Annotated in this window: 21 protein-coding genes and 2 pseudogenes; 14 read left to right on the forward strand and 9 right to left on the reverse strand. The window is 71.1% G+C overall.

Annotated features, from left to right (window positions below):
* Positions 1-52: 52 nt before the first annotated feature.
* The gene (locus CLV72_RS16180) at positions 53-532 is read left to right on the forward strand and encodes a cupin domain-containing protein (RefSeq protein WP_106246645.1); all 480 of its coding nucleotides are present in this window, start codon (positions 53-55) and stop codon (positions 530-532) included.
* 79 nt (positions 533-611) lie between these two features.
* On the opposite strand, the gene CLV72_RS16185 is transcribed toward CLV72_RS16180, so the two are convergent.
* Positions 612-1,193, reverse strand: coding sequence for a TetR/AcrR family transcriptional regulator (locus tag CLV72_RS16185; protein ID WP_106246647.1), 582 nt, complete (start codon positions 1,191-1,193; stop codon positions 612-614).
* A gap of 120 nt (positions 1,194-1,313) precedes the next feature.
* Here CLV72_RS16185 and CLV72_RS16190 point away from each other — a divergent pair, with 120 nt between their 5' ends.
* Positions 1,314-3,164: an ABC transporter ATP-binding protein gene (locus tag CLV72_RS16190; RefSeq protein WP_106246649.1), complete on the forward strand. Its 1,851-nt coding sequence runs from the start codon at positions 1,314-1,316 to the stop codon at positions 3,162-3,164.
* A gap of 60 nt (positions 3,165-3,224) precedes the next feature.
* Here the strand turns inward: CLV72_RS16190 and CLV72_RS16195 are convergent, their stop codons facing one another.
* On the reverse strand, positions 3,225-4,025 hold the full coding sequence (locus CLV72_RS16195; RefSeq protein ID WP_106246651.1) for an SDR family NAD(P)-dependent oxidoreductase: 801 nt from the start codon (positions 4,023-4,025) through the stop codon (positions 3,225-3,227).
* Positions 4,026-4,271: 246 nt separating this feature from the next.
* On the opposite strand from CLV72_RS16195, the gene CLV72_RS16200 reads away from it, so the two are divergent.
* The 3 genes from CLV72_RS16200 (at position 4,272) to CLV72_RS16210 (ending at position 9,620) form a co-directional block, all read left to right on the forward strand.
* Positions 4,272-5,165: an RNA polymerase sigma factor gene (locus tag CLV72_RS16200; protein ID WP_245930234.1), complete on the forward strand. Its 894-nt coding sequence runs from the start codon at positions 4,272-4,274 to the stop codon at positions 5,163-5,165.
* 123 nt (positions 5,166-5,288) lie between these two features.
* Positions 5,289-8,327 (forward strand): Tn3 family transposase, encoded by a 3,039-nt coding sequence (locus CLV72_RS16205; RefSeq protein ID WP_061081151.1) that lies wholly within the window; start codon positions 5,289-5,291, stop codon positions 8,325-8,327.
* A gap of 267 nt (positions 8,328-8,594) precedes the next feature.
* The gene (locus tag CLV72_RS16210) at positions 8,595-9,620 is read left to right on the forward strand and encodes an L-threonylcarbamoyladenylate synthase (protein ID WP_061081150.1); all 1,026 of its coding nucleotides are present in this window, start codon (positions 8,595-8,597) and stop codon (positions 9,618-9,620) included.
* Here the strand turns inward: CLV72_RS16210 and CLV72_RS16215 are convergent.
* The 5 genes from CLV72_RS16215 to CLV72_RS16235 all read right to left on the reverse strand — a co-directional run bounded on the left by CLV72_RS16215 (position 9,607) and on the right by CLV72_RS16235 (position 14,149).
* Positions 9,607-10,995 carry a UDP-N-acetylmuramoyl-tripeptide--D-alanyl-D-alanine ligase gene (locus tag CLV72_RS16215; protein WP_061081149.1) on the reverse strand — a complete coding sequence of 463 codons (1,389 nt, stop codon included), beginning with the start codon at positions 10,993-10,995 and terminating at the stop codon, positions 9,607-9,609. The genes CLV72_RS16210 and CLV72_RS16215 overlap by 14 nt on opposite strands.
* A gap of 138 nt (positions 10,996-11,133) precedes the next feature.
* Positions 11,134-11,433 (reverse strand): winged helix-turn-helix domain-containing protein, encoded by a 300-nt coding sequence (locus CLV72_RS16220; RefSeq protein ID WP_061081148.1) that lies wholly within the window; start codon positions 11,431-11,433, stop codon positions 11,134-11,136.
* A 443-nt stretch (positions 11,434-11,876) separates the two neighbouring features.
* Positions 11,877-12,896, reverse strand: a complete 1,020-nt coding sequence (locus CLV72_RS16225; protein ID WP_061081147.1) for a TerC family protein — start codon at positions 12,894-12,896, stop codon at positions 11,877-11,879.
* Between the two features lie 84 nt (positions 12,897-12,980).
* Positions 12,981-13,853: a DUF6671 family protein gene (locus CLV72_RS16230; protein WP_061081146.1), complete on the reverse strand. Its 873-nt coding sequence runs from the start codon at positions 13,851-13,853 to the stop codon at positions 12,981-12,983.
* Positions 13,850-14,149, reverse strand: coding sequence for a winged helix-turn-helix domain-containing protein (locus CLV72_RS16235; protein ID WP_061081176.1), 300 nt, complete (start codon positions 14,147-14,149; stop codon positions 13,850-13,852). Before CLV72_RS16235 ends, CLV72_RS16230 begins: the two co-directional genes overlap by 4 nt.
* Before the next feature lie 458 nt (positions 14,150-14,607).
* Here CLV72_RS16235 and CLV72_RS16240 point away from each other — a divergent pair, with 458 nt between their 5' ends.
* The 4 genes and pseudogenes from CLV72_RS16240 to CLV72_RS16255 form a co-directional block, all read left to right on the forward strand.
* On the forward strand, positions 14,608-16,179 hold the full coding sequence (locus CLV72_RS16240) for a proton-conducting transporter transmembrane domain-containing protein (RefSeq protein ID WP_061081145.1): 1,572 nt from the start codon (positions 14,608-14,610) through the stop codon (positions 16,177-16,179).
* Entirely contained in the window at positions 16,176-18,941 is a 2,766-nt protein-coding gene (locus CLV72_RS16245; protein ID WP_245930235.1) for a DUF2309 domain-containing protein, read from the forward strand. The genes CLV72_RS16240 and CLV72_RS16245 overlap by 4 nt, the downstream gene beginning before the upstream one ends.
* Before the next feature lie 49 nt (positions 18,942-18,990).
* The gene (locus CLV72_RS16250; protein ID WP_061081143.1) at positions 18,991-19,512 is read left to right on the forward strand and encodes a hypothetical protein; all 522 of its coding nucleotides are present in this window, start codon (positions 18,991-18,993) and stop codon (positions 19,510-19,512) included.
* Between the two features lie 280 nt (positions 19,513-19,792).
* A pseudogene (locus tag CLV72_RS16255) lies at positions 19,793-20,578 on the forward strand (IS30 family transposase); the annotation flags it as partial.
* Positions 20,579-20,626: 48 nt separating this feature from the next.
* Here CLV72_RS16255 and CLV72_RS33935 read toward each other — a convergent pair.
* Together CLV72_RS33935 and CLV72_RS16265 are read right to left on the reverse strand one after the other, a co-directional pair.
* Positions 20,627-20,746: pseudogene (locus CLV72_RS33935) on the reverse strand (hypothetical protein); the annotation flags it as partial.
* Entirely contained in the window at positions 20,743-21,396 is a 654-nt protein-coding gene (locus CLV72_RS16265; protein WP_106247094.1) for an ABC transporter ATP-binding protein, read from the reverse strand. The pseudogene CLV72_RS33935 and the gene CLV72_RS16265, both read right to left, overlap by 4 nt.
* A 152-nt stretch (positions 21,397-21,548) precedes the next feature.
* Between CLV72_RS16265 and CLV72_RS16270 the strand changes: the two genes are divergently transcribed.
* The 5 genes from CLV72_RS16270 to chrA are packed head-to-tail and all read left to right on the forward strand — an operon-like array spanning position 21,549 to position 25,077.
* On the forward strand, positions 21,549-22,466 hold the full coding sequence (locus CLV72_RS16270; protein ID WP_211302883.1) for a DUF1259 domain-containing protein: 918 nt from the start codon (positions 21,549-21,551) through the stop codon (positions 22,464-22,466).
* A gap of 49 nt (positions 22,467-22,515) precedes the next feature.
* Positions 22,516-22,731 carry a DUF378 domain-containing protein gene (locus CLV72_RS16275; protein WP_168443873.1) on the forward strand — a complete coding sequence of 72 codons (216 nt, stop codon included), beginning with the start codon at positions 22,516-22,518 and terminating at the stop codon, positions 22,729-22,731.
* Positions 22,728-23,225 carry a Chromate resistance protein ChrB gene (locus tag CLV72_RS16280; protein WP_061081139.1) on the forward strand — a complete coding sequence of 166 codons (498 nt, stop codon included), beginning with the start codon at positions 22,728-22,730 and terminating at the stop codon, positions 23,223-23,225. The genes CLV72_RS16275 and CLV72_RS16280 overlap by 4 nt, the downstream gene beginning before the upstream one ends.
* Positions 23,222-23,653, forward strand: a complete 432-nt coding sequence (locus tag CLV72_RS16285) for a chromate resistance protein ChrB domain-containing protein (RefSeq protein ID WP_061081138.1) — start codon at positions 23,222-23,224, stop codon at positions 23,651-23,653. Before CLV72_RS16280 ends, CLV72_RS16285 begins: the two co-directional genes overlap by 4 nt.
* A complete protein-coding gene (gene chrA / locus CLV72_RS16290) occupies positions 23,650-25,077 on the forward strand; it encodes a chromate efflux transporter (protein ID WP_061081137.1) in 1,428 nt (475 codons plus the stop codon). Before CLV72_RS16285 ends, chrA begins: the two co-directional genes overlap by 4 nt.
* Positions 25,078-25,235 lie beyond the last annotated feature (158 nt).

Raw genomic sequence — 25,235 nt, forward strand, 5'->3', positions numbered from 1 at the left:
TGCTGATCATCAGCCCGGGCCGCCGCGGCGGCCTAGCGCAGAGGAGCGCCCGATGTCCTACCCCGAACCCCGCTACCTGGCCGAGCAGGGCGCGGTGTCGTCCGTCTTCCGGCCGGCCGACGCCGAGCCCGACCTGCACTCGCGCGGCGGCACCCGGGGCGGCTACCTGGCCACCGGCGCGAGCACCCAGGGCCAGTTCGGCCTCTACCGGTGGGACATGCCCGCCGAGCCCAGCGGCCCCAGCCCGCACTTCCACCGCTCCATCACGGAGTCGTTCTTCATCATCTCCGGCACGGTGCGGCTGTTCAACGGCGAGAAGTGGATCGACGCCAAGGAGGGCGACTTCCTCTACGTGCCGCAGGGCGGCGTGCACGGCTTCCGCAACGAGTCGGGCGTCGAGGCGTCCATGCTCATCCTGTTCACCCCGGGCGCGCCGCGCGAGGAGTACTTCGAGGAACTGGCCGCCGGGCGGCAGTTCACCCCCGAGGAGTGGTCGGAGTTCTGCCTGCGGCACGACACCTTCTGGACCTGAGAGTCCTGTCCCGAGCACACCTGGTGTTCCGTGCGGTATGCCCGGACCGCCGCGTGCGGCGCGGCCGCGAGAGCGGGGCTCACCGCGCGCACACGCCGTTCTCCAGGGTGCGCATGACCGCCTCCGTCACGCCGTGGCGGGGCAGCGCGCCGCTGCCGGCCGCCTCGCACCCGGAGTAGACCAGCGCCCACACCACGCTCTCGATCCAGTCCGGGGCGACCTGGGGGTCGAAGACGCCGTCGGCCTGCCCTCGCTCGATCAGGGCGCGCAGCGCCAGGTCGGTGGCGTCGGGCTCGGTGTCCTCCAGCTTGTCGAAGTGCGTGGGGTCGTGGAAGAGGAACAGCAGGCGGTCGCCGACGGCGACCATCGCGCTGACGGCCCGGCGCAGCGCCTCCATGGGTTCGCCCCGGTCGAGCGCGGCGTCCTCGACCGCCTGGCCGATCAGGTGCAGTGAGTCCTCGACGACCTCGTTGACCAGCTCCTCGCGGTCGGCGAAGTAGCGGTGCAGGGTGCTGCGGCCGACCTCGGCCTCCTTGGCGATGTCGGCGAGCGTGGCCTTGCGGTCGCGGGCCAGCACCTTCGCGGCCGCGTTCAGGATGGCGTTGCGGGTGCGGGCGCGGGTGCCCGGAATGCCGACACTCGATGACCTGGGGCCGCTCATATAAGGAACGTAGCACCATCACCCCATTGTGAGTCCCTGCGACACCGCTATGGGACATTGATGTCCCAGAGTGGTAGTCTGTAGTTCAGTCATCGAGCTACCAGACCGGGGGAGTGCGGCATGGCCGTCGATCAGCAGGTAAGACCCGCCACCGAGGAGAGACCCGCGCCCGAAGGGGCCGCACCGGCGCGCGGGGCCAACATCCGGCTGCTGTGGGCCTTCGTCCGGCCGCACCGCGCCGTGCTGGGGCTGGGCGTGCTGCTCGGCCTGGTCGCCACCGGCGCCGACCTCGCCACCCCGCTGGTGGCCAAGTGGGTGCTGGACGCCATGGCCGCCGACGCCCCGGTAGCCCCGGCCATCGCGGTGCTGGCCGGCCTGCTCGTGGTCGGCGCGGGGATCGGCCTGGTGCAGTGGATCATGCTGGGGCGGCTGGGCGAGCGCGTCATCCTCGACGTCCGCACCTCGATGGTGGCCCGGCTGTTCCGGCTCAGGGTCGACCAGCTGGCCGGGCGCTCCAGCGGTGAGTTCGTCACCCGGGTCACCTCCGACACCGTGCTGATGCGCGAGACCGTCGCCTCCAGCATCGTCCAGCTGGTCAACGGCACCGTCGGGCTGGTCGGGGCGCTGACGCTGATGGCGCTGCTCGACTGGGTGCTGCTGGCCGCCACGCTGGGCACCCTGGTGGTGATCGGCACGGTGGTCGCGCTGCTGATGCCCTCGCTGGCGCGGGCGCAGGAGGCGGCGCAGGCGGCGCTGGGCCGGCTCGGCGGCGCGCTCGAAGGGGGCATGCGCGCCATCCGCACCGTCAAGGCCGCCCGCGCCGAGCACCGCGAGTCCGAGCGGGTCATCACCGAGGCGCGCGAGGCGGCCAGGCAGAGCGTGCGCGCGGTGCGCGTCGAGGCGATCGCCTGGACCGCCACCGGCGGCGGCATCTCGCTCGCCATCATGCTGATCCTCGGCATCGGCGCCTACCGGGTCGGCGCGGGGGTGCTCGCCGTCTCCGCCCTGGTCGCCTTCCTGCTCTACGCCTTCCAGCTCATGGGCCCGGCCATGGAGCTGTCCACGGTCATCACCCAGTTCCAGTCCGGCATCGCCGCCGCGGCGCGGGTGGCAGAGGTGCAGCGGCTGGAGGTCGAGCACGACGAGCCGGCGGCCGGGCCGCCCGCCACCGCGCACAGCGGTGCTCCGGAGGAGGGCGGGCCGGCCGCCCCCGAGGCGCCGGTGCTCGCCTTCCACGAGGTCGAGGCGGGCTACCGGCCGGACGCGCCGCCGGCGCTCGCGGGCGTCTCGATCCAGGTTCCGCGGATCGGCCACACCGCGATCGTCGGCCCCTCGGGTGCGGGCAAGACCACGATGTTCTCGCTGATCCTGCGCTTCCTGCACCCGCGGGCCGGCGAGATCACCCTGGAGGGCCGGCCGCTGGAGACGTGGTCGCTGGACGCGCTGCGCGGCCGGATCGCCTACGTCGAGCAGGACACCCCGCTGCTGCCCGGCACCCTGGCCGAGAACCTCCGCTATTCCCGGCCCGACGCCCCCGACGACGCGCTGTGGGCGGCGCTGCGCGCCGTCCGCCTGGCGGAGCGGGCCCGCTCCCTGCCCCAGGGCCTGGACACCCCGCTCTCCGCCGACGTCGTCTCCGGCGGCGAACGGCAGCGGATCGCGATCGCCCGCGCCCTGGTGGCCGAGCCCGCGATCCTGCTGCTGGACGAGGCGACCGCGCAGCTCGACGGCCTCACCGAGGCCGCCGTCCAGCGCGCCATCCGCGAGCTCGCCGAGCGGGGCGCCGTGGTGACCATCGCCCACCGCCTGTCCACGGTGGTCGACGCCGACCAGATCATCGTGCTGGAGGCGGGCCGCTGCCGGGCCACCGGCACCCACGCCGAACTCCTGGCGACCGACGCCCTCTACCAGGAGCTCGTCACCGCGCTGCGCATCGCCGCCGTTCCGCCCGAGCGGGTGCCGGCACCCTGAGGGCGGCCCGGCCCGGCCCAGTGCGGGCCGGGCCGGGGGCGCGGCGGCGCCCCGCCCCGCTCAGGCCGCCAGCATGCCGCCGTCGACCGGCAGGACCGTGCCCGTCACATAGGAGGAGCGGTCGCTGAGCAGCCAGGCGGCGGCCTGGGCGATCTCCTCGGGCTCGGCGGCGCGGCGCAGCGGGGTGCGCTCGTTCAGCTGGTCCACGATGCCGGGCGAGACCTCGTTCCAGGCGCGCACCATGTCGGTCAGCGTGGTGCCGGGGGCGATGGCGTTGACCCGGATGCCCTCCGGGCCGTAGGTGGCCGCCGCCGATTCGGTGAGGCTGTTGACCGCCCGCTTCATCGCACCGTAGGCGGGCAGCACCGGATTGCCGCCCAGGCTGCCGACGGATGAGGTGTTGACGATGGCGCCCCTGCCGGCGGTGGCCCGGATCGCGGCCACCTCGGCCGTCATGGCCGCCCAGGTGCCCTTGAGGTTCACGGCGTAGACGTGGTCGAAATCGGCCTCGGGCACCTGGTCCATCGGGCCGGGCGGCACGGCGGTCGCTCCGTTGTTGAAGGCGGCGTCGAGCCGCCCGTACCGCTCCACGGCGCGGTCGACGGCGGCGCGCACCGCGGCCCCGTCGGCCAGGTCGCACACCGCGTGGTCCGCGGTGCCGCCGGCCGCCCGGATCTCCTCGGTCACCGCCTTCAGCTGCGCCTCCGTCCGGGCCGCCAGCAGCACCCGGGCGCCTTCCCGGGCGAACAGCCGCGCGGCGGCGGCGCCGATGCCGCGCCCGGCGCCGGTGACGAAGACGACCTTGCCGGCCAGCAGGCCCGGGGCACGGGTGGATGTGTCGGTGGTGGGTGTGTTGTCCATGGCACCGAGCCTGCGCCAGGCCGCGGGGCCGATCCAGGCAACGGCGGTACCAGGACCGCCCCGGCCCGGCCGGCCGAATCGGTGGCGGCGAGCCGTTGGGAACGGCTCGCCGCCACGCGTTTTCTCCCGGGCGGGAGACCGGCCCCTCGGTCAGACGCGGGTCGCGGTGGAGGCGTACCCGCCGCCGGGGTAGACCCACTCACCGGTAAGCGTGGTGTCGCCGGCGTCGAAGCCGCCCTCCGGCGCATGGTCGACCTGATCCGCTCCGACCAGGCCCGCCACCGCCGCGAGCAGCAGGCCGGAGTGGCCCTACTGGCCATGCAGGAGCCCGAGCGCCGGGCCGACCCCGCACCCGAGACCGACGACAGCCTGACCCTGCTGCCGCTGTGCTGCCATCCCGCGCTGGAGCCCACCTCCCAGGTGGCGCTCACGCTGCGCGCGGTCGGCGGCCTGACCACCGCCGAGATCGCGCACGCCCACGGCACGACCGAGTCCACCATGGGCGCCCGGATCAGCCGCGCCGAACAGCAGCTGGTCCGCGCCGGAGCCCGCTTCACCCCGCCCACCGACGCCGACCGCGACAGCCGGATGACCGCCGTGATGCGGGTGCTCTACCTGGTCTTCAACGAGGGTTACACCGCCACCGCCGGCGACCGGCTCGCCCGCGTCGACCTGACCGGCGAGGCCATCCGGCTGACCCGCATGCTCCACGCGACGCTCGGCGACGACGCCGAGGTGACCGGCCTGCTGGCGCTGATGCTGCTCACCGAGTCCAGGCGCGCCGCCCGCACCGACGGCGGTGACCTGGTGCCCCTGGACGAGCAGGACCGCGGCCGGTGGGACCGGGACCTGATCGACGAGGGCACCGCTCTCATCGACGGCGTCTGGAACCGCGAGCGGCCGGGCCCCTACCAGCTGCAGGCCGCGATCGCCGCCGTGCACGCCGCCGCGTCCTCGCCCGACCAGACCGACTGGGCGCAGATCGCCGTGCTGTACCTGTGGCTCGAACGGCTCGCCCCCACCGCACCGGTCCAGCTCAGCCGGGTGGTGGCGGTGGCCCACGCCCGGCCGGCCCGCGGCCTGGCGCTCCTGGACGAGCTCGACCAGCGCCACCACCTGGGGGGCGACCGGAATACGTGACGGATCGGCAATAGGCCCTGGGCTTGAACCTGATGGTGACGGTTTGACTACTTCCCGGACACGCTGCACCGAGTAGCGCTAGGTTGTCCGCGCCACTTCCGCTTCGTAGTCAAGGCAGGACCGATGGCGTCGATCGACCGCACCGCCTACCCCCGGTTCAAGAAGAGCGTGCCGCCCCAGGAGCTGTACGACGTCTTCACCCCCTCACCAAAGGAGATCGAGTGGGCCCAGCGCGCCACCCGCTCCGATGAGCACCTGCTCGCGCTGGTGGTCCAGCTCAAGGCCTTCCAACGGCTGGGGTACTTCCCCCGCATGGACGAGGTCCCCGACGCTGTAGTTGGTCATGTGCGCAGCCGCCTGGATCTGGCCGCCGATGTGGAGTGTGCCCACGATTCGGACCGGACCCGGCGCCACCACCGGGCACTGGTCCGCGACCGCCAGGGCGTCAACAGCGACCGCGAGGCCGCACGTGTCCTGGCCGAGGAGACCATGCGCGCCGAGGCGCGGGTCAAGGACAACCCGGCCGACCTGATCAACGTCGCCTTGGAGGAGCTGACGCGCAACAGCTTCGAGCTGCCCGGGTTCACCGTCTTGGACAAGATGGCCGCGCGGGTGCGAGCCGAGGTCAACTACGAGTTCTTCTTCGGCATCACCAAGCGCATGGGGGACGACGACATCGCCCGGATGGAAGGGCTGCTCCAGGTCCCTGCGGGACGGCGCACCTCCCCGGCCGACGACCTCAAACAGTCCGCGCGCCGCCCGTCGCTGTCGCGGTTCAAGCAGCACCTGCGGCACCTGCGCGACCTGGACCTGCTCGGGCCGACCCAGGTGTGGCTGGAAGAGGTTCCCAAGGCCAAGGTCGAGCACTTCGCCGCTGAGGCGCGGGTGCTGGATATCTCCCAACTGCGCAAGTTCAACGATGACAAGCGGATCGCGTTGGTGGTCAGCCTGGTCCACGTGGCCCGGGTGCGGGCTCGCGATGAGGTCGCGGGCATGTTCTGCCGCCGGATGGCGGCGATCCACAAGAAGGGGCGCGAGCGCCTGCAGGAGATCCGCGAACGCCAGCGGGCCGAGACCGAACGGCTGTGGGGCGTGTTCGGCCGTATGCTCTCGGGAGCCCGGGAGGCCCACGCCCACGGCGAGGCCGCCGCGTGGGCGGAGTCGGCGGTGTGCGAGCGGGCCGGGGAGCTGATGCTCAAACCGCTCGCCGACGCCGGCGGCGTCGCCAAGGTCTCGCAGGAGCACGAGGAGATCTCCGCCCACCACGGCAACAACTACACGGGCCTGATGGCGGGGTTCTACCGCTCCCACCGGGCAGCGCTGTTCGAGCTGCTGGAGGTGTTGGAGCTCAAGCCCACCAGCGCTGATGACTCGGTGCTGCGGGCGGTGGCGTTCATCCGCGCCAACCGGCACCTACGCGGTGAGTATGTCCCTGACCATCTGGAGGGCTGCGAGGCGTTGGATACCTCCTTCGTCTCCGAGCACTGGGCCAAGACGATCCGCGAGCGCGGTCGGCCGGGGGTTTTCGTGCGCCGCCAGTTGGAGGTGTGCGTGTTCTCCTACCTGGCCTCGGAGCTGCGCACGGGGGACGTGGCTGTGGTGGGGGCCGACTCCTACGCCAGCTTCCTGGACCAGCTCATGAGCGCCGAGGAGGCCCAGGGCAAGATCGCCGCCTACTGCGCCGAGGCGGGCATCCCCGACACGGCCGACGGGCTGTGCGACATGGTCCGGGGCCTGCTGGACGCGCACGCCGCGCGCACGGACGCCGCCTACCCTGACAACGCCGACCTGGCGATCGACGAGGACGGGGTGCCCACGCTCAAGCGGCGCCGCGGCCGCGAGCGCACCGCCTCCGCGCTCGCGCTGGAGGCCGCGGTCACCGAGCGCATGGACGAGGTCGGGCTGTTGGACATCGTCACCCGGACCGCGCACTGGATCGGCTGGTACCGCCACTTCGGGCCCTTGTCGGGGTCGGACCCCAAGATCAAGGACCCGTTGGGCCGCTACTCGGTCATCGGCTTCACCTACGGCACCAACCTGGGGCCGCACCAGATGTCGCGTCACCTGCGCGGCGGGCTCTCGCCGCACGAGATCGCCGGGCCCGCCCGCGAGCACGTCACCGCGCACAAGCTGAACCGGGCCAGCGCCGATGTGGTCAACGCCTTCAGCTGCCTGGACGTCACCTACTGGTGGGGCGATGGCTCACGGGTGGGGGCGGACGGCACCCAGATCGACACCTGGGACGACAACCTCCTGGCGGAGACGAGCGTGCGGTATGGCGGGTACGGGGGGATCGCCTACCGGCACATCGCCGATTCCTATATCGCGCTGTTCTCCCACTTCATTCCGTGCGGGGTGTGGGAGGCCGTCTACATCTTCGAGGGACTGCTGCGCCAGGAGAGCGGCCTGGAGCCCGAGACGCTCCACGCCGACACCCAGGGCCAGTCCCTGCCGGCCTTCGGACTGGCCGCTTTGCTGGGGGTGGAGCTGCTGCCCCGTATCCGCAACTGGAAGGACCTGGTCTTCTACCGCCCCAGCGCCAACGCCCGCTACCGCCACATCGATGCGCTGTTCGGCGAGGACGCGGTCATCAACTGGAAACTCATACGCACCCACTGGATCGACCTGATGCGCACCGTGCTGTCCATCAAGGAGGGACGGCTGTCCAGCTCGGTGCTGCTGCGCCGCCTGAGCAACGAGTCCAAGAAGAACCGGCTGTACCGGGCGTTCCGTGAGTTGGGGCGGGCGATGCGCACCACCGTGCTGCTGCGCTACCTCAACGAACCCGAGCTGCGCGAGGGCATCACCGCCGTCACCAACCGGGTGGAGGCCTTCCACGGGTTCTCCTCCTGGCTGCGGTTCGGCAACAACGGCACCCTGGCCGACAACGACCCCGACCACATGGAGCTGCTGGTCAAGTTCAACGAACTGCTGGCCAACTGCGTGATCTTCTACAACGCCGTGGCCATCACCGCGGCCCTGACCCAGCTCAGGAACGAGGGCCACCGCGTCTACGGGCCCGACGTGGCCTGTCTGGCCCCGTACATGAGCGCGCACATCCGCCGCTTCGGCGACTACGTGCTCGATGTGTCCCCGCCCGGCGCGGCCCAGGCCCACCTGGAACTGGACGAGACCGACCAGACACAAGAGAGCACGCGGTGAAGACTCACACCCCGAAGATGCAGGGCTCCCCGAGTCGTGAGGCGGCCCGACAGGTCGGCGGCCCCCGCGCGGCCTCTGTCACTTCTTGGGCGCGTCGGCTTCGGTGTCGCCGGAGCGCAGGGGCGGGGCCGTCGTCCGTCTGGACGCTGCAGCGCCCAGCGAGGATAGGCTGAGAGCGCTACTCCCCGGGAGAGCCGACGGCATACAGCACGGTAACCGATCACGCTGAATGTCGGTGTGTCAGATTGTTGTTACGAGGGGTGAACGGTGATTTCGGACCAACCCGAACTCGTACTCGACCGCATCGAGTGCGCCGCTCGCACCTTGGGTGCGGGCGGTCTGGTCGCGTTCCCCACCGAGACGGTGTACGGGCTCGGCGCCGATGCCGAGAATGTCGGCGCCGTGGAACGTGTCTTCACGGTGAAGGGGCGGCCGACGACGCATCCGCTGATCGTGCACCTCGGCGGCGCGCACCAGCTCGCTGAATGGGCGGCCGACGTGCCCGACACGGCGCACCTCATCGCCGAACGCTTCTGGCCGGGCCCGCTGACGCTGGTGCTTCGGCGGGCGGCCCGTGTTCCCCGTGTGGTCACCGGTGGCCTCGACACCATCGCGCTGCGGGTGCCGAACCATCCGGTCGCCTTGAAGATGCTGACGGCTTTCGGCGGCGGGGTGGCGGCGCCCTCGGCCAACCGCTTCGGCGAGGTCAGCCCTACGACGACCCGTCATGTCCATGCGGGATTGGGCGCGGACGTCGACTATGTGCTCGACGGTGGCCCGTGCTCGGTCGGCGTCGAGTCCGCCATCGTCGATCTCACGGGTGAGCCGGCGATCCTGCGCCCCGGTGGTGTGAGTCGAGAGGACCTCGAGCACGTACTGGGCCGTGCCGTGTCGGTGCGGGCCAAGAGCGCTGTCCGGGTTCCAGGCCAGTTCCCGTCGCACTACGCGCCGCGGGCCCGGGTGCTCCTGGTCGAACCGGACCGGGTCCTCGACGAAGCCGAACTGCTGGCGGCGCAAGGGCAACGGGTCGGTGTCCTTCTTCCCCCCGAGTTCGCGGGTGATGCCGTGTCGTCTTCCGCGCAGCACGTGATCGCGGTACCGGACTCGGCCGCACAGTACGCGCAGCGGCTCTATGGGTTCCTCCATGACTTCGACCGGCACGGATGCGAGGTCATCGTGGCATCACTTCCCGCCCTGGAGGGGATCGGATCGGCGATCGCGGACCGGCTCGGCCGGGCGGCCGGGCCCCGCGATCAGGCGAGTCGTGGCTCCGGCCGGTTCAGCGGTCGTTGAGGGCGGCGACGAGGTCTTCGAGGCGGGCGGCCCGGGAGGCCTTGATCAAGACGAGGTCGCCGGGGTGAAGGCCGCGGTGGAGGACGTCGTGGGCCTGCCGTGCGTCACGGACGGAGACGATGTCGAGGTGGTCGCATGCGGCGCGGGCGGCGTCGGCGATCAGGGCGGCGTGGTCATCGCCGACCACGACCAGGAGGTCGAGAGCGGCCTGTGCGGCGAGCACGCCCAGGTGGCGATGGGCTTGAGCGGCGTGCTCTCCGAGCTCGGCCATCTCTCCCAGGACCGCGATGCGGCGACGCGCGGTCACCGAGGTCAGCGCGGTGAGAGCGGCCGACATCGAGTCCGGATTCGCGTTGTACGCGTCGTGGATGAGGGTAATACCGTCATCCCGGACGATGGTCTGCATACGTCCGGCGGACCTGGGCCGTGCCTCGGTCAGCGCCTGGGCGATCATCGCGGTGTCCAGACCCAGGCCATGAGCGGTCGCCGCGACGGCGAGTGCGTTGCCGATGTGATGCCGACCGGTGAGCGAGAGCGTGACGGGCGCGGTGCCCTCGGGGGTGCACAGGGTGAATCCCGCGCGACCGTCCTGGGTGAGGCGCACGTCGCGGGCGTGCACGCGCGTCGGATGGGGGTGGTGGCTCCACCACAGAGGGCGGGCACGGGTGCGGTCCGCCATGGCTGAGACGAGCGGATCGTCGGCGTTGAGGACGGCGAGGCCGCCGTGGTCGGCGTCGGGGAGTCCGGCGACCAGTTCGCTCTTGGCCACGGCGATCCCGGCCTGTCCGTCGGGGTACTGGCCGATGTGGGCGGTGCCGACGTTGAGCACCAGGCCTACATGGGGCGTGACCAGGTCGCACAGGTAGCCGAGGTGCCCGCGGCCCCGGGCACCCATCTCCAGGACGAGGTAGCGCGTGTCGGGGGTGGCGTGCAGGATCGTGAGGGGGAAGCCGAGTTCGTTGTTGTACGAACCGCCGGTGGCGGTGACGGGTCCGTGGTGCGCCAGCACCTGGGCGGCGAGATCCTTGGTGCTGGTCTTGCCGTTCGATCCGGTGATGCCGATGACGGTCGCCGACAGGTGGCCCGCCACGTGGCGGGCCAGCGCGCCGAGCGCGACGGTGACATCGGCGACCTGGACGGCCGGGGCGGCCACCGGCCGTGAGGCGAGCACCAGCGCCGCGCCCGCGGCGATGGCGGCCGGGGCGTGGTCGTGCCCGTCGGTGTGCCGGCCGGAGAGCGCGGCGAACAGGCCGCCGGGGTGGACCCGGCGTGAGTCGATGCTTGCGGGTGCCGTGACCCACAGGAGGGGGTCGGTGCCGGCGGTCAGGCGACCTCCAGTGGCCTCGGCGATGGCGGTTGCGGTCAGAGGTATCACGTGGTTGGACTCCTGCGCGCGAAGGCTCTTGCCCGTCGGTGTCGACGTCGTCGGCGAGGACCAGGCCCGGGGTCCGCTGTTCGGCGTGTCCGGTGGCCAGTGCGACGCGTGCGTCCGTACAGGGGTGGGCGGTGGCGGTCACGCCACCTGGTCAGGGTCGATGCGGGTGCCGATGAGCACGGCCAGGAGTTCTCCGATGGCGGTGTCGCGGTCCATCGGATGGCGCAGCGGCAACTCCGCGTGCATCCGGTACCGGTTGCGGCGCCCCTCGCGCTCTCGTTCCAGGTACCCGGCTTCGACGAGATCCGCCACGATGCGCTGTGCGGCCCGCTCGGTGATGCCCACCTGCTCGGCGACATCCCGCAACCGGGCCTGGGGATCCCGCACCACGCACAGCAGTACGTGGGCGTGGTTGGTGAGAAACGTCCACTCCTGCATGCCAGTACCTTACCCCACCTTCCCGTAGTGCGTATCGCGTTTTTCGGCACGCGTATTTCATGTCGTATAACTCGTCCGGCTCTGTGGTCGCCCTCGGCTGGGCCGCCGCGGAGGTCCGTTCGCGTCGCTCGAATCTGCGCCTGATGAACGCCTCGCATGTGCCGCGCACCATCCGCTCCTTCGGTGAACCGGACGTCGTGCCATCTTCGGCTGTTCTTCGGGAACGTGCGAAGACCGCACTGGCGGAGGCCCGTCGTCGGTCGCCCTTCAGGAACCCGGGGTCGAGGTCGAGACGTCGGTGGCGTCGCCGCCCGTGTTGGATGCCCTGGAATTCGCGCCCCACGACGCCGGACTCGTGGTGTCGTCCGCGCCGGCTCGGGCTCGTGACCGCGCCGGCGGCAGGCCTTGGCCGGCGATGGATGTTCTTTGACGCTCGGCCCGGCTCACGGCTCTTCGGTGGTGTCCTCGCGCCCGGCCTCGGCGTCGTGCGCGCGAAGTGAGCCCGCGTGGGCCTTGGCCGTAGGGTCGCGGCGGGTCTTGGCCAGGCTCGCCACGGTGACCACGACCAGGATCACGATGATCACCACCAGGCTCGCCAGCGTCGGGATCTCCGGGACCCGTTCGTCCAGGTCCACGTGGGCCCAGTGCAGAAGCAGCTTCGCGCCGATGAACATCAGGATGAGCGCCAGCCCGGTCGAGAGGTACACCAGCCGGTCGAGCAAGCCCTTCACCAGGAAGAACAGTGCGCGCAGCCCGAGCAGGGCGAACGCGTTCGCGGTGAACACGATGTAGGGCTCCTGGGTGATCCCGAAGATCGCCGGGATCGAGTCCACGGCGAACAGCAGGTCGACGGTGCCGATCGCGATCAGCACGATGAGCATCGGCGTGACCACACGGCGGCCGTCGACCCGGGTGAAGATCCTGCCACCGACGAACCCGTCGGTGACCGGCAGGACCCGCCGGGCCAGACGCACCACGGAGTTGTCCTCGATCGCGGGGTCCTCGTTGCGGTGCCGGAACAACTGGATCGCCGTGTAGATCAACAGCAGGCCGAACACGAGGAACATGAAGGAGAACAGTGCCAACAGCGCGGCTCCGAGTGCGATGAACACCGCCCGCATGGCCAGGGCGAGCACGATGCCGAACGTCAGCACCTTGTGCTGATGCTCGACCGGTACCGCGAAGGTGGTGATGATGATGACGAAGACGAAGAGGTTGTCGACGGACAGGCTCTTCTCCACCAGGTAGCCGACGAAGTACTCGGTGCCGAGCTCACCGCCGTGAGCCAGGGTGAACCACACGCCGAAGATCAGGGCCACCGCGATGTAGAAGACCGACCACGCGGTCGCCTCCCGGAACCCGACGCGGTGCGGTTTCAGCGCGGCGATGGTCAGGTCTGCGGCGAGCAGGGCCACGATGACGGCGATCGTGACGATCCACGTGGTAAGGCCGATGTCGAGCACGTCAGTCCTTTCGTGCTGGGGTCTGGTCTGCGCCGGTGGGCCCTGCCGACGGTCGCGTCGGTGATGTCGGACCGCGGGGTTCGATCACGGATTGCACCCGTCGCAGAACGTGGGGTCGGTGCTGACCCGACCGTCGTCTCTGGGGTGGCTGCTGCGATGAGGACACCGCTGGCATCCGTGGATGACGGCGAGGGTCTGTGATGTGGGCTCAGAGCAACTGTCGCACGGAAGGCCGGGTTCTCGGTCGACCTGGCCGTATCCGGGGGTGCCGCAGGCGGGGCACAGCGTGGCGAGGCGGTCGGTGAGCCGGTCGGCGAGCAGGCCGATCTCGCGCATGCGCGTGGGATTGAGGTGGGCGCGCATGTCGGTCTCCAGCCGGGCCAGGCCGTCCGCCGACCGTAGGGCGCACTCGTTGATCGCGGCGGCCAGTTCGGCGCGGGTCCGGATGCCTTTGCTGATAGGGCCGGGGTCCTGCGGATCGATTGGGGTGTGGGGGCGCACGATCATCGCGTGGGGGCCGAAACCGGTTCGGCCCAAGAACGCCTCGGTGGTCTCATCGAGGCGTCGGGCGGTGGTGTGGGCGAAGTTCGTGAGGCCCAGGCGGCGCTCCACGATGCACAGGTCCCGGGTGGTGTCGAGGAAGGCGAGGATCTCGTCGCCGGCACTGAGCATCGGAGCCATGGGATGCGGACCGAAGGAGCCTTCGCTGGCCACGGCGAGCCCGAGGCCGGTCGACCGTAGACCGAGGCGTGCCTTGCGCACGGCGGTCACGGACGGCGATGCCGCGCGTGGGACCTCACCGGTGAAAGTGCCCAGCTCGTCGGTGTCGACGTCGTCGGCGAGGACCAGGCGCAGACCCGGGATGCGGGCCAAGGCCGGGCCCAGGACCCTCTCCTTGGCGTGTCTGGTGGCCAGTGCGACGCGTGCGTCCGCGTAGGGGTGGGCGGTGGTGGTCACAGGGCCTCGTCAGGGCCGTTGCGGGTGCCGATGAGCACGGCCAGGAGTTCTCCGATGGCGGTGTCGCGGTCCATCGGATGGCGCAGCGGCAACTCGGGGTGCATCCGGTACCGGTTGCGGCGCCCTTCGCGCTCTCGTTCCAGGTACCCGGCTTCGACGAGGTCCGCCACGATGCGCTGTGCGGCCCGTTCGGTGATGCCGACCTGCTCGGCGACATCCCGCAACCGGGCCTGGGGATCCCGCACCACGCACAGCAGTACGTGGGCGTGGTTGGTGAGAAACGTCCACTCCTGCATATCCACCATGGCACCCCGTGGCAGGTGACTGATAGCACGATTTTCATTACGCGCTATTGATGTCGTACGATCCATGTCGTGTATACTAACACGCGTTATCAGTGACGTGCTTGGGAGGTGAGTGTCATGGGTGGCATCGAGATGGCGCGTGTGCCGACCGTTGGTCAGCCGACGGCCGACGAGGCTTCGCGGGGTCGGATGCACCGGTGGTCCCCGTCACCGGACGCGACGATCAACACCGGCTCGCCGGGCTCCATCGGTGCCCCCGGAGCGGGACGGGGACGGCCGCTCCGCCGCGTGACCCGCGGTGAGTCGGCACGGGTGCGGATCAGTGGTTTCCACGGACGTGCCCTGCCCGCACATCCCTCGGAAACCATCGCCGCCGACGTCACCGCGACCCCGGTCTCGGGTCGCGCCGCGAAGGGCGCTGAGACGGAAGGTGCGGCCGCGTGACGGGGATGATGCTGGTGGCCTTGGCGGCCCTTCCCGCCGTCGCGGCGATGACCGGATCGATCCGGAGCCTGCGACCCCTGGCACCCGCGCTGGGCGCGGGCGCGGCACTGTCGACGACCGCACTGGCCGGGGCTCTGGCCGTGACGGTGGCCCTCGGCGGACCGGTGGCGATGGTGTTGGCCGCTCCGGACGGGCACGTCTGGACCGGGTTGGCGGCCGACCGCCTCGAGGCGATCGTGCTGTTGTTGGTGTGCGCGATCAGCGCGGTGGTCCAGGTGTTCGCCCTGCGCTACCTGCGCGGCGACCCGGCCGCGGCCGGGTTCGCCATCACGGCCGGGGCGCTGACCGCCGCGACCGCGGTGATGGTGGCCGCGGTCACGATGGTCACCCTGGCGGTGGCGTGGTCGCTGACCGGTGTCGCCCTGTGGCGACTCGTGGGGATGTACCGACCCGCCCCTTCGGCCATCGACGCCTCCCGCCGTACCGCACGTGTGGTCATCATCGGAGACGTCGCATTGTGGTCCGGGGTGGTTCTCGCGGTCGCCGCCTGGGGCGATCTCGACTTGCGCGACCAGAACGGCGTAGCCTTCGGCGGCGCGGTGGGCACGGCGGTGGCCTGCTCGCTGGTGATCGCCGCAGCCGCACGGTGTGCGCAGTTGCCTTGGCACCGGTGGCTGTCGGCGACTTTGGCGGCGCCGACCCCGGTCTCGGCGCTGCTGCACGCCGGCGTGGTCAACGCGGGCGGAGTGCTCCTGGTGAAGCTGTCGCCGATCTTCGGTGCAGCCCCGGCGGCGACACACCTGGCGTTCGCCATCGGCGCCGTCAGCGCTGTGGCCGCCACGGCGATCATGCTGACCCGCCCCGACGTCAAGGGCTCGCTGGTGCACTCCACGATCGGGCAGATGGGGTTCATGCTCATGACCTGCGCGCTCGGCCTCTACGCGGCGGCGGTGGTGCACCTGGTGGCGCACGGACTGTTCAAAGCCACCTTGTTCCTGGGCTCGGGGTCGGCGGTGCAGCGCCACACCCACCGCATCCTGGCTCCGCCCGCGCCCCGGTCGACCCCCGCGCGTTCGGCGCAGGTGGCCGTCCTCGCCGGAGCCGTCGCGGTTGCGGCCGTGGCCGTCGCGATCTGGTGGCTGCCTCCGCACGCCGGAGGCTCGGCGCTACTGATCTTCGCCGCGGCCACCGCCGCACGGCTGGCGTGGGGATGGCTGCGGCGCCACCCGACCGTGGGGGCGCTGGCCACCGTGGTGGTCGTGCTGCCGGGTGCGGTGATCGGCTACCTGGGCGTGGTGGCCGTGGTTACGGAGTTCCTGGCCCCGAGCGTGCCCGTTGCCGCCACCGCCGCAGTTCCGGCCTGGTTGCCGGCGATCGTGGTGGCGGTGCCGGTGATCGGAGCGCTGTTGGTCCACCGGGCATCCGCACTCGGTCTCGGCCGCTGGCGCGACCGCCTCTACGTGTTGGCGTTGTCCGCCGGACAGCAGCGCACGCACACCACTCCGGGTCTCCCGTCACGTGCGGTGCCCGCACCGCACCCACGGCCGGTGCCCCTACCTGAGGGAGCCGGGGCGTGATCGCCGGCCCCTCGACGGGACCGCCGGACGGCGTCCGGCGCTCTGACCGGAGCCACCCGGGCCTCCCGGAAGCGCGGACCCAGGGCTTCACGCGGTCGCGCGTTCCGCCACCGTCATCACAGCAGGAGGAGTCGCAACCCATGACCATCGGACCCATCACCAAGGCCGCTCCCGAGACCGCCACCTCGGCGGCCGCCGTGCGTGCCGTGATCGCCGATGCCGCCGCGTTCTTGGCGCCGACCTGGCCGCTCGCCGACTTCATCGCGGTCAACCCACTGTCCGGCCTGGTGGACCGCCCGTTCGCGGACGCGGCCATCACCGCCGCGGACCTGCTCGGAGCGCGGGTCACCCCGGACGAGAGCTGGCTGCGGGCGGCCTGGCGGCACGGGCGGATCACCGACGACGACGTGCGTGCCGCGCTGATCCGCCGCCACCCCGAGGTGCTGCGATGCCGACCGCTCACCCTCGGCGGCCGGCCCTACGACCCGGTCGAACTCCTGTCGGCCGATCTGCACCAGGGCATCACCAACCCCCCGCCGATCCGCCAGGCACGCACAGCGACTGAAGCGCTGGCCCCGGACATGGCCGCCCTCCTCGACACCCACACGATCCAGTGGTGCTCGGCCTATTTGGACGAGGGCCAGTCCACCTGGCGGATGCCCGGCCGCGACCGAGGCTTCTACCACGCGTGGCGGGCTCTGGCCGCACACGACACGACCCTGCCGCGGCGCGTGCGTACACGTCTTCGGGACCTGCCCGAACGGGCCGAGCAGGCCGTTGCGGAGGCTCTGGCCGCCCTCGGTGTCCCGGACGACCAGCGCACCCGCTATCTCCAGGCCCATCTGGCATGCCTTCCCGGATTCGCCGCCCACATCCGCTGGCGGGGCGAACTGCAGGGCAGTGGTATCGACCTGGTCGCCTACCTCGCCCTGCGGTTGACCACCGAAGCCGCCGCGCTCACCGAGACCCATACCCACGGTACGGCGTGGAACTCGGCCTCCGCCGACCTGCTCGACACCGGGCAGGCCACCACCGAACCCGACGATCGGGCCCGCCACCTTCTGGCGGCCCTGGAGATCACCGACACCGACGCGGCACAGCGCACCGAATTGGCGCGGTTCCTCGACCGACTCCCGGTGGAGCAACGAGCCCTCGTCTGGCTGGACGCCTACGAAGACCACTACCGGAGCCGACTGCTGCGCACCCTGAGCCGCTCGGTGCCCGAGTGGACCGACGCCCCTCCGCGGGCACAGGTGGTGTGCTGCATCGATCCCCGTTCCGAGGGACTGCGCCGCCACCTGGAAGCGCTCGGTGACTACCAGACCCTGGGCTTCGCCGGATTCTTCGCCGTCGCCATGCGCTACCGCGACCTCGCCGGAGGAACCGCTCGTGCCCAGTGCCCGGGCCCGATCACGCCCCGGCACACCGTCACCGAACGCCCCAGCGAGGGTCGACGGCGCGCGGCCGAACGGTCGCTGACCGGCCGCCGGGTACTGGCCGCGGCCGACCACTCCCTGCACGCCGCCAAGGACGACCTGGTGGCGCCGTTCGTGCTCGCCGAATCGGCCGGTTGGCTCCTGGGCCCGTTGGCCGCGGCCAAGACCTTCGCTCCCGGTGCCGTCGGCGCCGCCCGCGCGTGGTGGACCCGCCGTATCACCCCCGACCCTGCGACCGAGATCTCCCTCGAGGACGCCTTCACCTCCGAGGAGCGCACCGCGACCGCCGAAGGCATTCTCACGTTGATGGGTTTGACCCAGGGGTTCGCACGCCTCGTCGTATTCTGTGGGCACCGTGCCCACACCGACAACAACCCCTACCAGGCCGCGCTGGACTGCGGTGCATGCGGGGGGCACCCCGGCGGTCCCAACGCCCGCGCCGCCGCCGCCCTGCTCAACGATCCGCAGGTTCGCCGACATCTCGCCGAACGCGGCATCGGCATTCCCGACGACACCCGGTTCGTTCCGGCCGAACACGACACCACCACCGACACCGTGCGCCTGTTGGACACCCACCTCCTGCCCGACACCCACCGCCGGGACGTCGACCGGCTCACCGCCGATCTTCGCACGGCCGGCGCACACCTGGCCGCCGAGCGCTGCGCCACCCTACCGGGCGCACCTTCCCGGCCCCGCCCACGGCACGCGGCGCGCCACACCCGCACACGCGCCCGTGACTGGGCCCAGGTCTTCCCCGAATGGGGTCTGGCCGACAACGCGGCCTTCCTCATCGCACCCCGCGCCCTCACCCGGGGCATCGACCTGCACGGCCGTCTGTTCCTCCACGACTACGACCCCGACCTCGACCCGGCCGGCACCGTCCTGGAGACCATACTCACGGCGCCGCTCGTCGTCGCGCACTGGATCAACAGCCAGTACTACTTCGCCGCCACCGACCCCCAGGCCTTCGGCGCCGGCAGCAAGGCCCTCCACAATGTCGTCGGCGGTGGCCTCGGTGTCATGACCGGTCACACCGGCGACCTTCGGTCCGGCCTGCCCTGGCAGTCCCTCACCGACGGCCACCACACCAGGCACGAACCGCAACGCCTGCTCGCCATCGTGCAGGCACCCTTGCAGCGGTTGGACACCCTCATTGCGCGTCACACCGTGCTGCGCCACATGTTCGACCACGACTGGGTCGGTCTCGCCGCACGCGAGCGCCCCGATGAACCCTGGCTCCGTTACACCTCCACCGGTTGGCGGCCCTGGCTTCCGGCCACGGTCACCCCCGAGGGCAGCTGTCCGTCCGCACCGCTGAGCACATGACGACCGGGCACGTGCAGCGCCACTTCACTCCAGGAAAGGGAAGTACCCGATGAACATGCTCCTGTTGGTTCGAAGCGTGGACGACGTCAGGTCCGCGGTCGAGAACGTGAGCGACTATCTGGTCAACCATCGACGGCAGTTCGGGGATGAACCGGGATCGAACCGGCTGCTCGGACTGTGGATCCGCCCCGAGCTCGAAGCCGGGCTGCCCGTCCTGCTCCCTGGCGCCGCTGACGTCACCCCCACTCAACCGCCCTCTGAAGCGGTGGGGATCGAGAGGTCGTTCTCGCTGGCGGGCATCTGGACCCTGTGCTGGACGGACGGGCCCGCCCTGCGGGAAACACAGGACCCGTTCGAGCTGCGCAACCGGATCCTCGATGCCCTGGTGGCGGACGCAGCGCCCGAACCGGCCGTTCCGGAGGCGTTCGTTCCCGTATTCGCCGAGGACGATGCCGTGGAGACGAGCATGGCGGCGCTACAGGCCCGGTATCCGCGGCTGATCACCGAGCACTGGTACGTCGATGACCGAGAACGAGGAATCGTCGGGCCGCTGAAGACCACGGAAGGGTGATCGCCTTTCCGTGCACCGCATCACCCAGCGCATCAGGGCAGGCGACCGGGGTGCCCGTCCCGGTCATCGATCACGAGTCGAGGAGATTCCCGATGGAGTTGTCAAGCCGGAGCGGTGACACGCCGTGAGGCCCTCAGGCCACCGCGGCCAGCTTCACAGGTCCTTGACCTTCAGTCCACGTCCCGCTGGCCTGAGGGAACGTCACCGCCTAGAGAAACGCCCCCTAGCTGGCCCTTGAGTTCTAGTGGTCGTTGCAACACCCCATCTCTGAAGGGGTGCGATGGACGACGAGATCCGCAAAGAACGCCGGATACCGCAGGGGCGCAAGAAGCTCGTCCGTGAGCGGGAGGAATACTTCCGGCTCACGGACCAGGGCTACAGCAGCAGAGAGGCCTGCCGGATCGTCGGCATCAACCGGCGTACCGGCAAGGTCTGGCGCAACGGTCGCAGAGCGCACAAGAGCCTGGAGAGGCCCGTGGCACCCCTCAGGGGCCCCGGGGCCTCTCCGGGCTCTTCGCGTTTCCTGAGCCAGCAGGAGCGGACGCAGATCGCCGACATGTTGCGTCTGCGGTCCTCGATCCGCTCGATCGCCGCCGAGCTGGACCGGGCCTCGTCCACGATCAGCCGCGAGGTCCGCCGCAACCGCTCCTACTACGCCTCCATCAAGAAACACCGGTACGGCCCCTACGCCGCCCAGGTCCGCACGGACGAGCGCAGGAAGCGACCCAAGACCCGCAAGCTCGACGCCAACTCGCGGCTGCGCGAGTATGTCCAACAGCGCCTGGATCAGCGCTGGAGCCCCGAGCAGATCGTTCACCTGCTCCGCCGGGACTTCCCCGACGACCAGGAGATGCGCGTGGGCCACGAGACGATCTACCAGGCCCTCTACGTCCAGGGCCGCGGCCAGCTGCGCCGCGACCTGGCCAAGCTGCTGCGCACCGGACGCACCATGCGCCGGCCCCGCCGCTCCGCTTGCACCCGCCAGCCCCGCATGTCCAAGAACATGGTGATGATCAGCGAGCGCCCGGCCGAGGCCGCCGACCGGGCGGTGCCCGGCCACGGCGAACAGCACACCCAGCACCGCGCCGACAGCGGCCAGTTGCAACGCGGCGCGGACCGCCGCCCACAGCAGATCCCGGCTCAGGGCCAGACGCTGGGCATGGGCCAGTGCCAGGGCCAGCGCGACGAAGACGGTGCACAGCGCGACCACGCCCCATGACGGTGCCGCGGTCATGGTCCCTCCATCAGGTAGTCCAGGCTCTGGGGTGGCCCGTGTGCGGCCAGGCGGCCGTGGTCGAGGACGAGTACGGCGTCGGCGGCGCGGATCCAGGAGCGGCCGTGGGTGGCGGCGAGCACACTGGTTCCGGCAGCCGTGAGGGTGCGGGCCACCTCGGGCACGACCCGGGCGGCGGCCCCGTCCAGCGCGCTGGTGGGTTCGTCCAACAGCAGCACCTCGGGCTGCAGGGCCAGGGCACGCGCCAGGCACAGGCGCTGGGCCTGGCCTCCGGACAGGCCCGCGGTGGGGCGGTGGAGAAGACCGGTCGGCAGGCCGAGGCGACCCAGAAGATCGGCGGCAGCCGCCTGGCCGAGGTCGGGGCGCCCGACGCGCAGTTCGGCGGCGACGCTGTCGGTGAGCAGTACCGGGTGCTGGGCGACCAGCACCACACGGCGGCGCGGGGCGAGCACGTCGGTCTCGGCCAGCGGGCGGCCGTGGAAGGCGAGGTGCCCGCGGGTGGGCTCCGCCAGACGGTTGAGCAGGCGCAGCAGTGTGGTCTTCCCGGCGCCGCTGGGGCCGGTGACGATGGTCAGGCGCCCCTGGCCGACCTCGGCGTCGATCCCGTCGAGGAGGGGAGCCCCCTGCTGGTCGAATCCGACACCGGTCATGGAGAACACCACGCCCGCACACTCCCTGTTTCCTACACCCCACATACGGATAGTTATGAAACCATGGTTACATGTTCGGTGGAGGTACGGGGGAAGGAGTGGATGTGATCACGCACCACAGCAGGTCGAAGGCGGCCCTGGCGCTGGGGTTGGTGGTTGTGCTGAGTGCCTGCTCGGCGGGCCAGGCGGACCAGCAACAGCAGGACCAGCAATCGTCCGAGGCCCTGGTCGAGCCGGCCACCACACAGGCCCAGGACTGGGCGCAGGTGGCCGACGCGCTGGGACGGGAGGGACAGCTCTCCGATGACACGGTCTACCGGGTGGGCTTTCCCCGCTCCGACCTGGACGTGACCTCCCGGGGGGTGCAGATCGGAGCGGGGTTCGCCCTGGGCTCCTACGCGGCCTTCACCCGCTATGAGGACGGCACGACGATGATGATGGGCGATCTGGTGGTCACCGAGGAGGAGCTGCCCGGGGTCACCGACGCCCTGCAGGACAACGGCATCGACCAGACCGCGGTGCACCAGCACCTGCTCGACCACGAGCCCGCGGTGTGGTGGACCCACTTCCACGCCCACGGCCAGGACGCGGCCGCGCTCGCACAAGGGGTCGACGAGGCGTTGGAGGCCACCGCCACCCCGCGCGAGGCCCAGGACGGGCCGTCGCAGGAGCTGGATCTGGACACCGCGGCCGTGGATGAGGCGATGGGCACCCAGGGCCGCGCCCAGGGCGGGGTGTACAAGTTCTCCTTCGCCCGCACCGGCCAGGTCACCTCCGGTGACCACGTGCTGCCCTCAGGCATGGGGGTGGCCACGGTGATCAACTTCCAGCCCACCGGCGGGGGTAAGGCGGCGGTCAACGGCGACTTCGTCATGACCGCTGACGAGGTCCAGGGGGTGATCCAGGCGCTGCGGGAGGGCGGCATCGACATCGTCGCGCTGCACAACCACGCCCTCAACGACCAACCGCGTCTGTTCTACATGCACTTTTGGGCCAACGATGACGCGGCCACGCTCGCCAGGGCGTTGAGGAACGCGGTGGACCAGCACCAGGTCGAGCCCACCGGCTAGCGGCCACTTCCGATCGATCGAGGACCACACCAGGAGAGGAGTCCCTGCGTTGCGACCGCAAAACGCGCTGGACTGGGTTGCTTTCGTGTTGCTGTTGATCGGCGCGTTCGCCTGGGGGGCGTTCGTCACCGACGTCAACGTGCTGGACCGCCTGCTCGAACCCATCGCCGACCCACTCGACGACACGGTGTTCATCCTCATCGCCGCAGCCGGACTGTACTGGATCGCCCGCGTGATCGGTGTGGGCAGACGGGCCCGGCAATGAACGCTGAGCCCGCCGCGCAGGGGCCGGGCGAGTGGGTGCTGTTGAGCTACCGGATCCCGCGCGAGCCCTCCACCCCCCGCATCAGCGTGTGGCGCAAACTCAAACAGCTCGGCCCCGCCCAGATCAGCGACGGCCTGGTCGCGCTGCCGGCCGATGCGCGCACCCGCGAACACCTGGACTGGATCGCCGAGGAGGTCGTGGAGGCCGGAGGGACGGCCACCGTGTGGCTGGCCCGGCCCACCGCCCGGGCCCAGGAACATCACCTGGCCCAGACCATGGCCCAGGCCCGCGCGGCCGAATACCGCGCCGTGCGGGCCGAGGCCGCCCACGCCCGTAGCCTGCCCGAACCCGAACGCCTCCGGGCGATGCGCCGGCTGCGTACCCAACTGCGCCGCATCGCCCGCCGCGACTACTTCCCCCCGCCCGAGCGCCGCACCGCACGCGAGGCCGTCGAGGCCCTACATCCAGACCACACCGAACAGGAGAGCGCATGAAGTGGTCCACCCGCGCCGGTATCCACATCGACCGAGCCGCCTGCGCCTGGCTGATCCGCCGCCGCATCGACCCCGAGGCCGAGTTCGTGTTCGTCACCGACCCCGCCGACGTGCCCGAGCAGGCCACCGCCTTCGACATGCGCGGCGTCGAGTTGGGCCACCACGGCGGCGACTGCAGCTTCGAGACCATCCTGCGCCGCTACGACCTCACCGACGCGGCGCTGTGGAAGATCGCCGAGGTCGTCCACGAGGCCGACCTGGACGACGAACGCTACGACGCCCCCGAGGCCCCCGGCTTGGACGTGGTCCTGCGCGGTTTGTCGATGACCGGTAGCGACGAGCGCACCCTGGCCGTCACCGGTCCCCTCTTCGATGGCCTGTACGAGTACTACCGGCGCCAGAGCCTCCTGGGACGGGAACCCGCATGAGCACCGACCCCCACCACCCCACCACCGAATCCGACGACGCCCCCGGCGGCGCCGGGGAAGCGCGGAGAGACGCCGCGCCCGTGGGCGACCTGGTCCCCTTCCGCACGGCCCTGCGCGTGTGGTTCCTGGTCTCCCTGCAGACCTTCGGCGGCCCGGCCGGGCAGATCGCCGTCATGCAGCGCACCCTGGTCGAGGAGCGGCGCTGGATCGGCCAGCAGCGCTTCAACCACGCCCTCAACTACTGCATGCTGCTGCCCGGCCCCGAAGCCCAACAGCTCGCGATCTACCTCGGCTGGCTGCTCAACGGCACCCGCGGCGGCATCGCGGCCGGCACCCTGTTCGTGCTGCCCGGCATCCTGGCCCTGGGCGCCCTGTCGGCGATCTACGTCGCCTTCGGCGACACCACCGCCGTCACCGCCACCTTCGCCGGACTCGCCCCGGCCGTGCTGGCCATCGTCGCCCAAGCCGTCCTACGGGTGGCCAAACGATCACTCACCCACCCGGCCCTGATCACCCTGGCCGTGGCCGCCTTCGCCGCACTCGCCCTGTTCGCCGTGCCCTTCCCACTGGTGATCGCCCTGGCCGCCCTGGTCGGCTGGCTGCTCTCACGCCGCGACCCCGACTTCGCCCGCCCCGCCCGCGTGGGCGACGCCGCTGACGGGCCCGCGCCCCTGATCTCCGACGAGGCCCTGCACCACGACCGGCCCACCGCGAGCCGTTTCACCAGGATCCTGGCCATCGGGTTGGGGCTGTGGGCGGCGCCGGTAGCCGTAGTGGCCCTGCTGTTGGGATCCGAGAGCATCTTCACCACCCAGGGCCTGTTCTTCTCCCTCACCGCGGTGGTGACCTTCGGCGGCGCCTACGCGGTGCTGTCCTTCATCGCCCAGCAGGCCGTGCAGACCTTCGGGTGGTTGGCGCCGGGAGAGATGGTGCGCGGCCTGGCCCTGGCCGAGACCACCCCGGGCCCGCTGATCATGGTCGTGCAGTTCGTGGCGTTCCTGGCCGCCTACCGCGACCCCGGCACCCTGGACCCCTGGGCCGCCGCGACCCTGGGGGCGCTGTTGACCACGTGGGTGACCTTCGTGCCCTGCTTCCTGTTCATCCTGCTGGGCGCCCCCTACGTCGAACGCCTGCGCCACAACACCGCGATCTCGGCGGCGCTGACCGGTATCACCGCCGCCGTGGTCGGCGTCATCGCCAACCTCGCCCTGTACTTCGCCCTCAACACCTTGTTCACCACCACAGGCACCTGGGACTGGGGCCCCCTGCACATCACCGTGCCCGAGGTCGCCTCGGTGAGCCCGGTCGCGGTGGTCATCACCCTCATCGCGCTCATGCTGACCTTCGCCCTGCGCTGGCCGATCCTGCGGGTGCTGGGCGTATGCGCCGCCCTGGGCCTGGCCAGCACCCTGCTGCCGCTGTGAACCGGGCCAGACGGACTCCACCGACGGCTGCGCGTGCACCGGCAGAGACGTCCTGGCACGTGGAAGTCAGCGCACTGACCTGAAATCCCGGAGGCGCGACGAACCGCAAAGACATGTGAGCATGACGGCACGCACTTCCAGCCCTGATGCTGCATCGC

Source organism: Allonocardiopsis opalescens (genome assembly GCF_003002095.1).
GTDB lineage: Bacteria > Actinomycetota > Actinomycetes > Streptosporangiales > Streptosporangiaceae > Allonocardiopsis > Allonocardiopsis opalescens.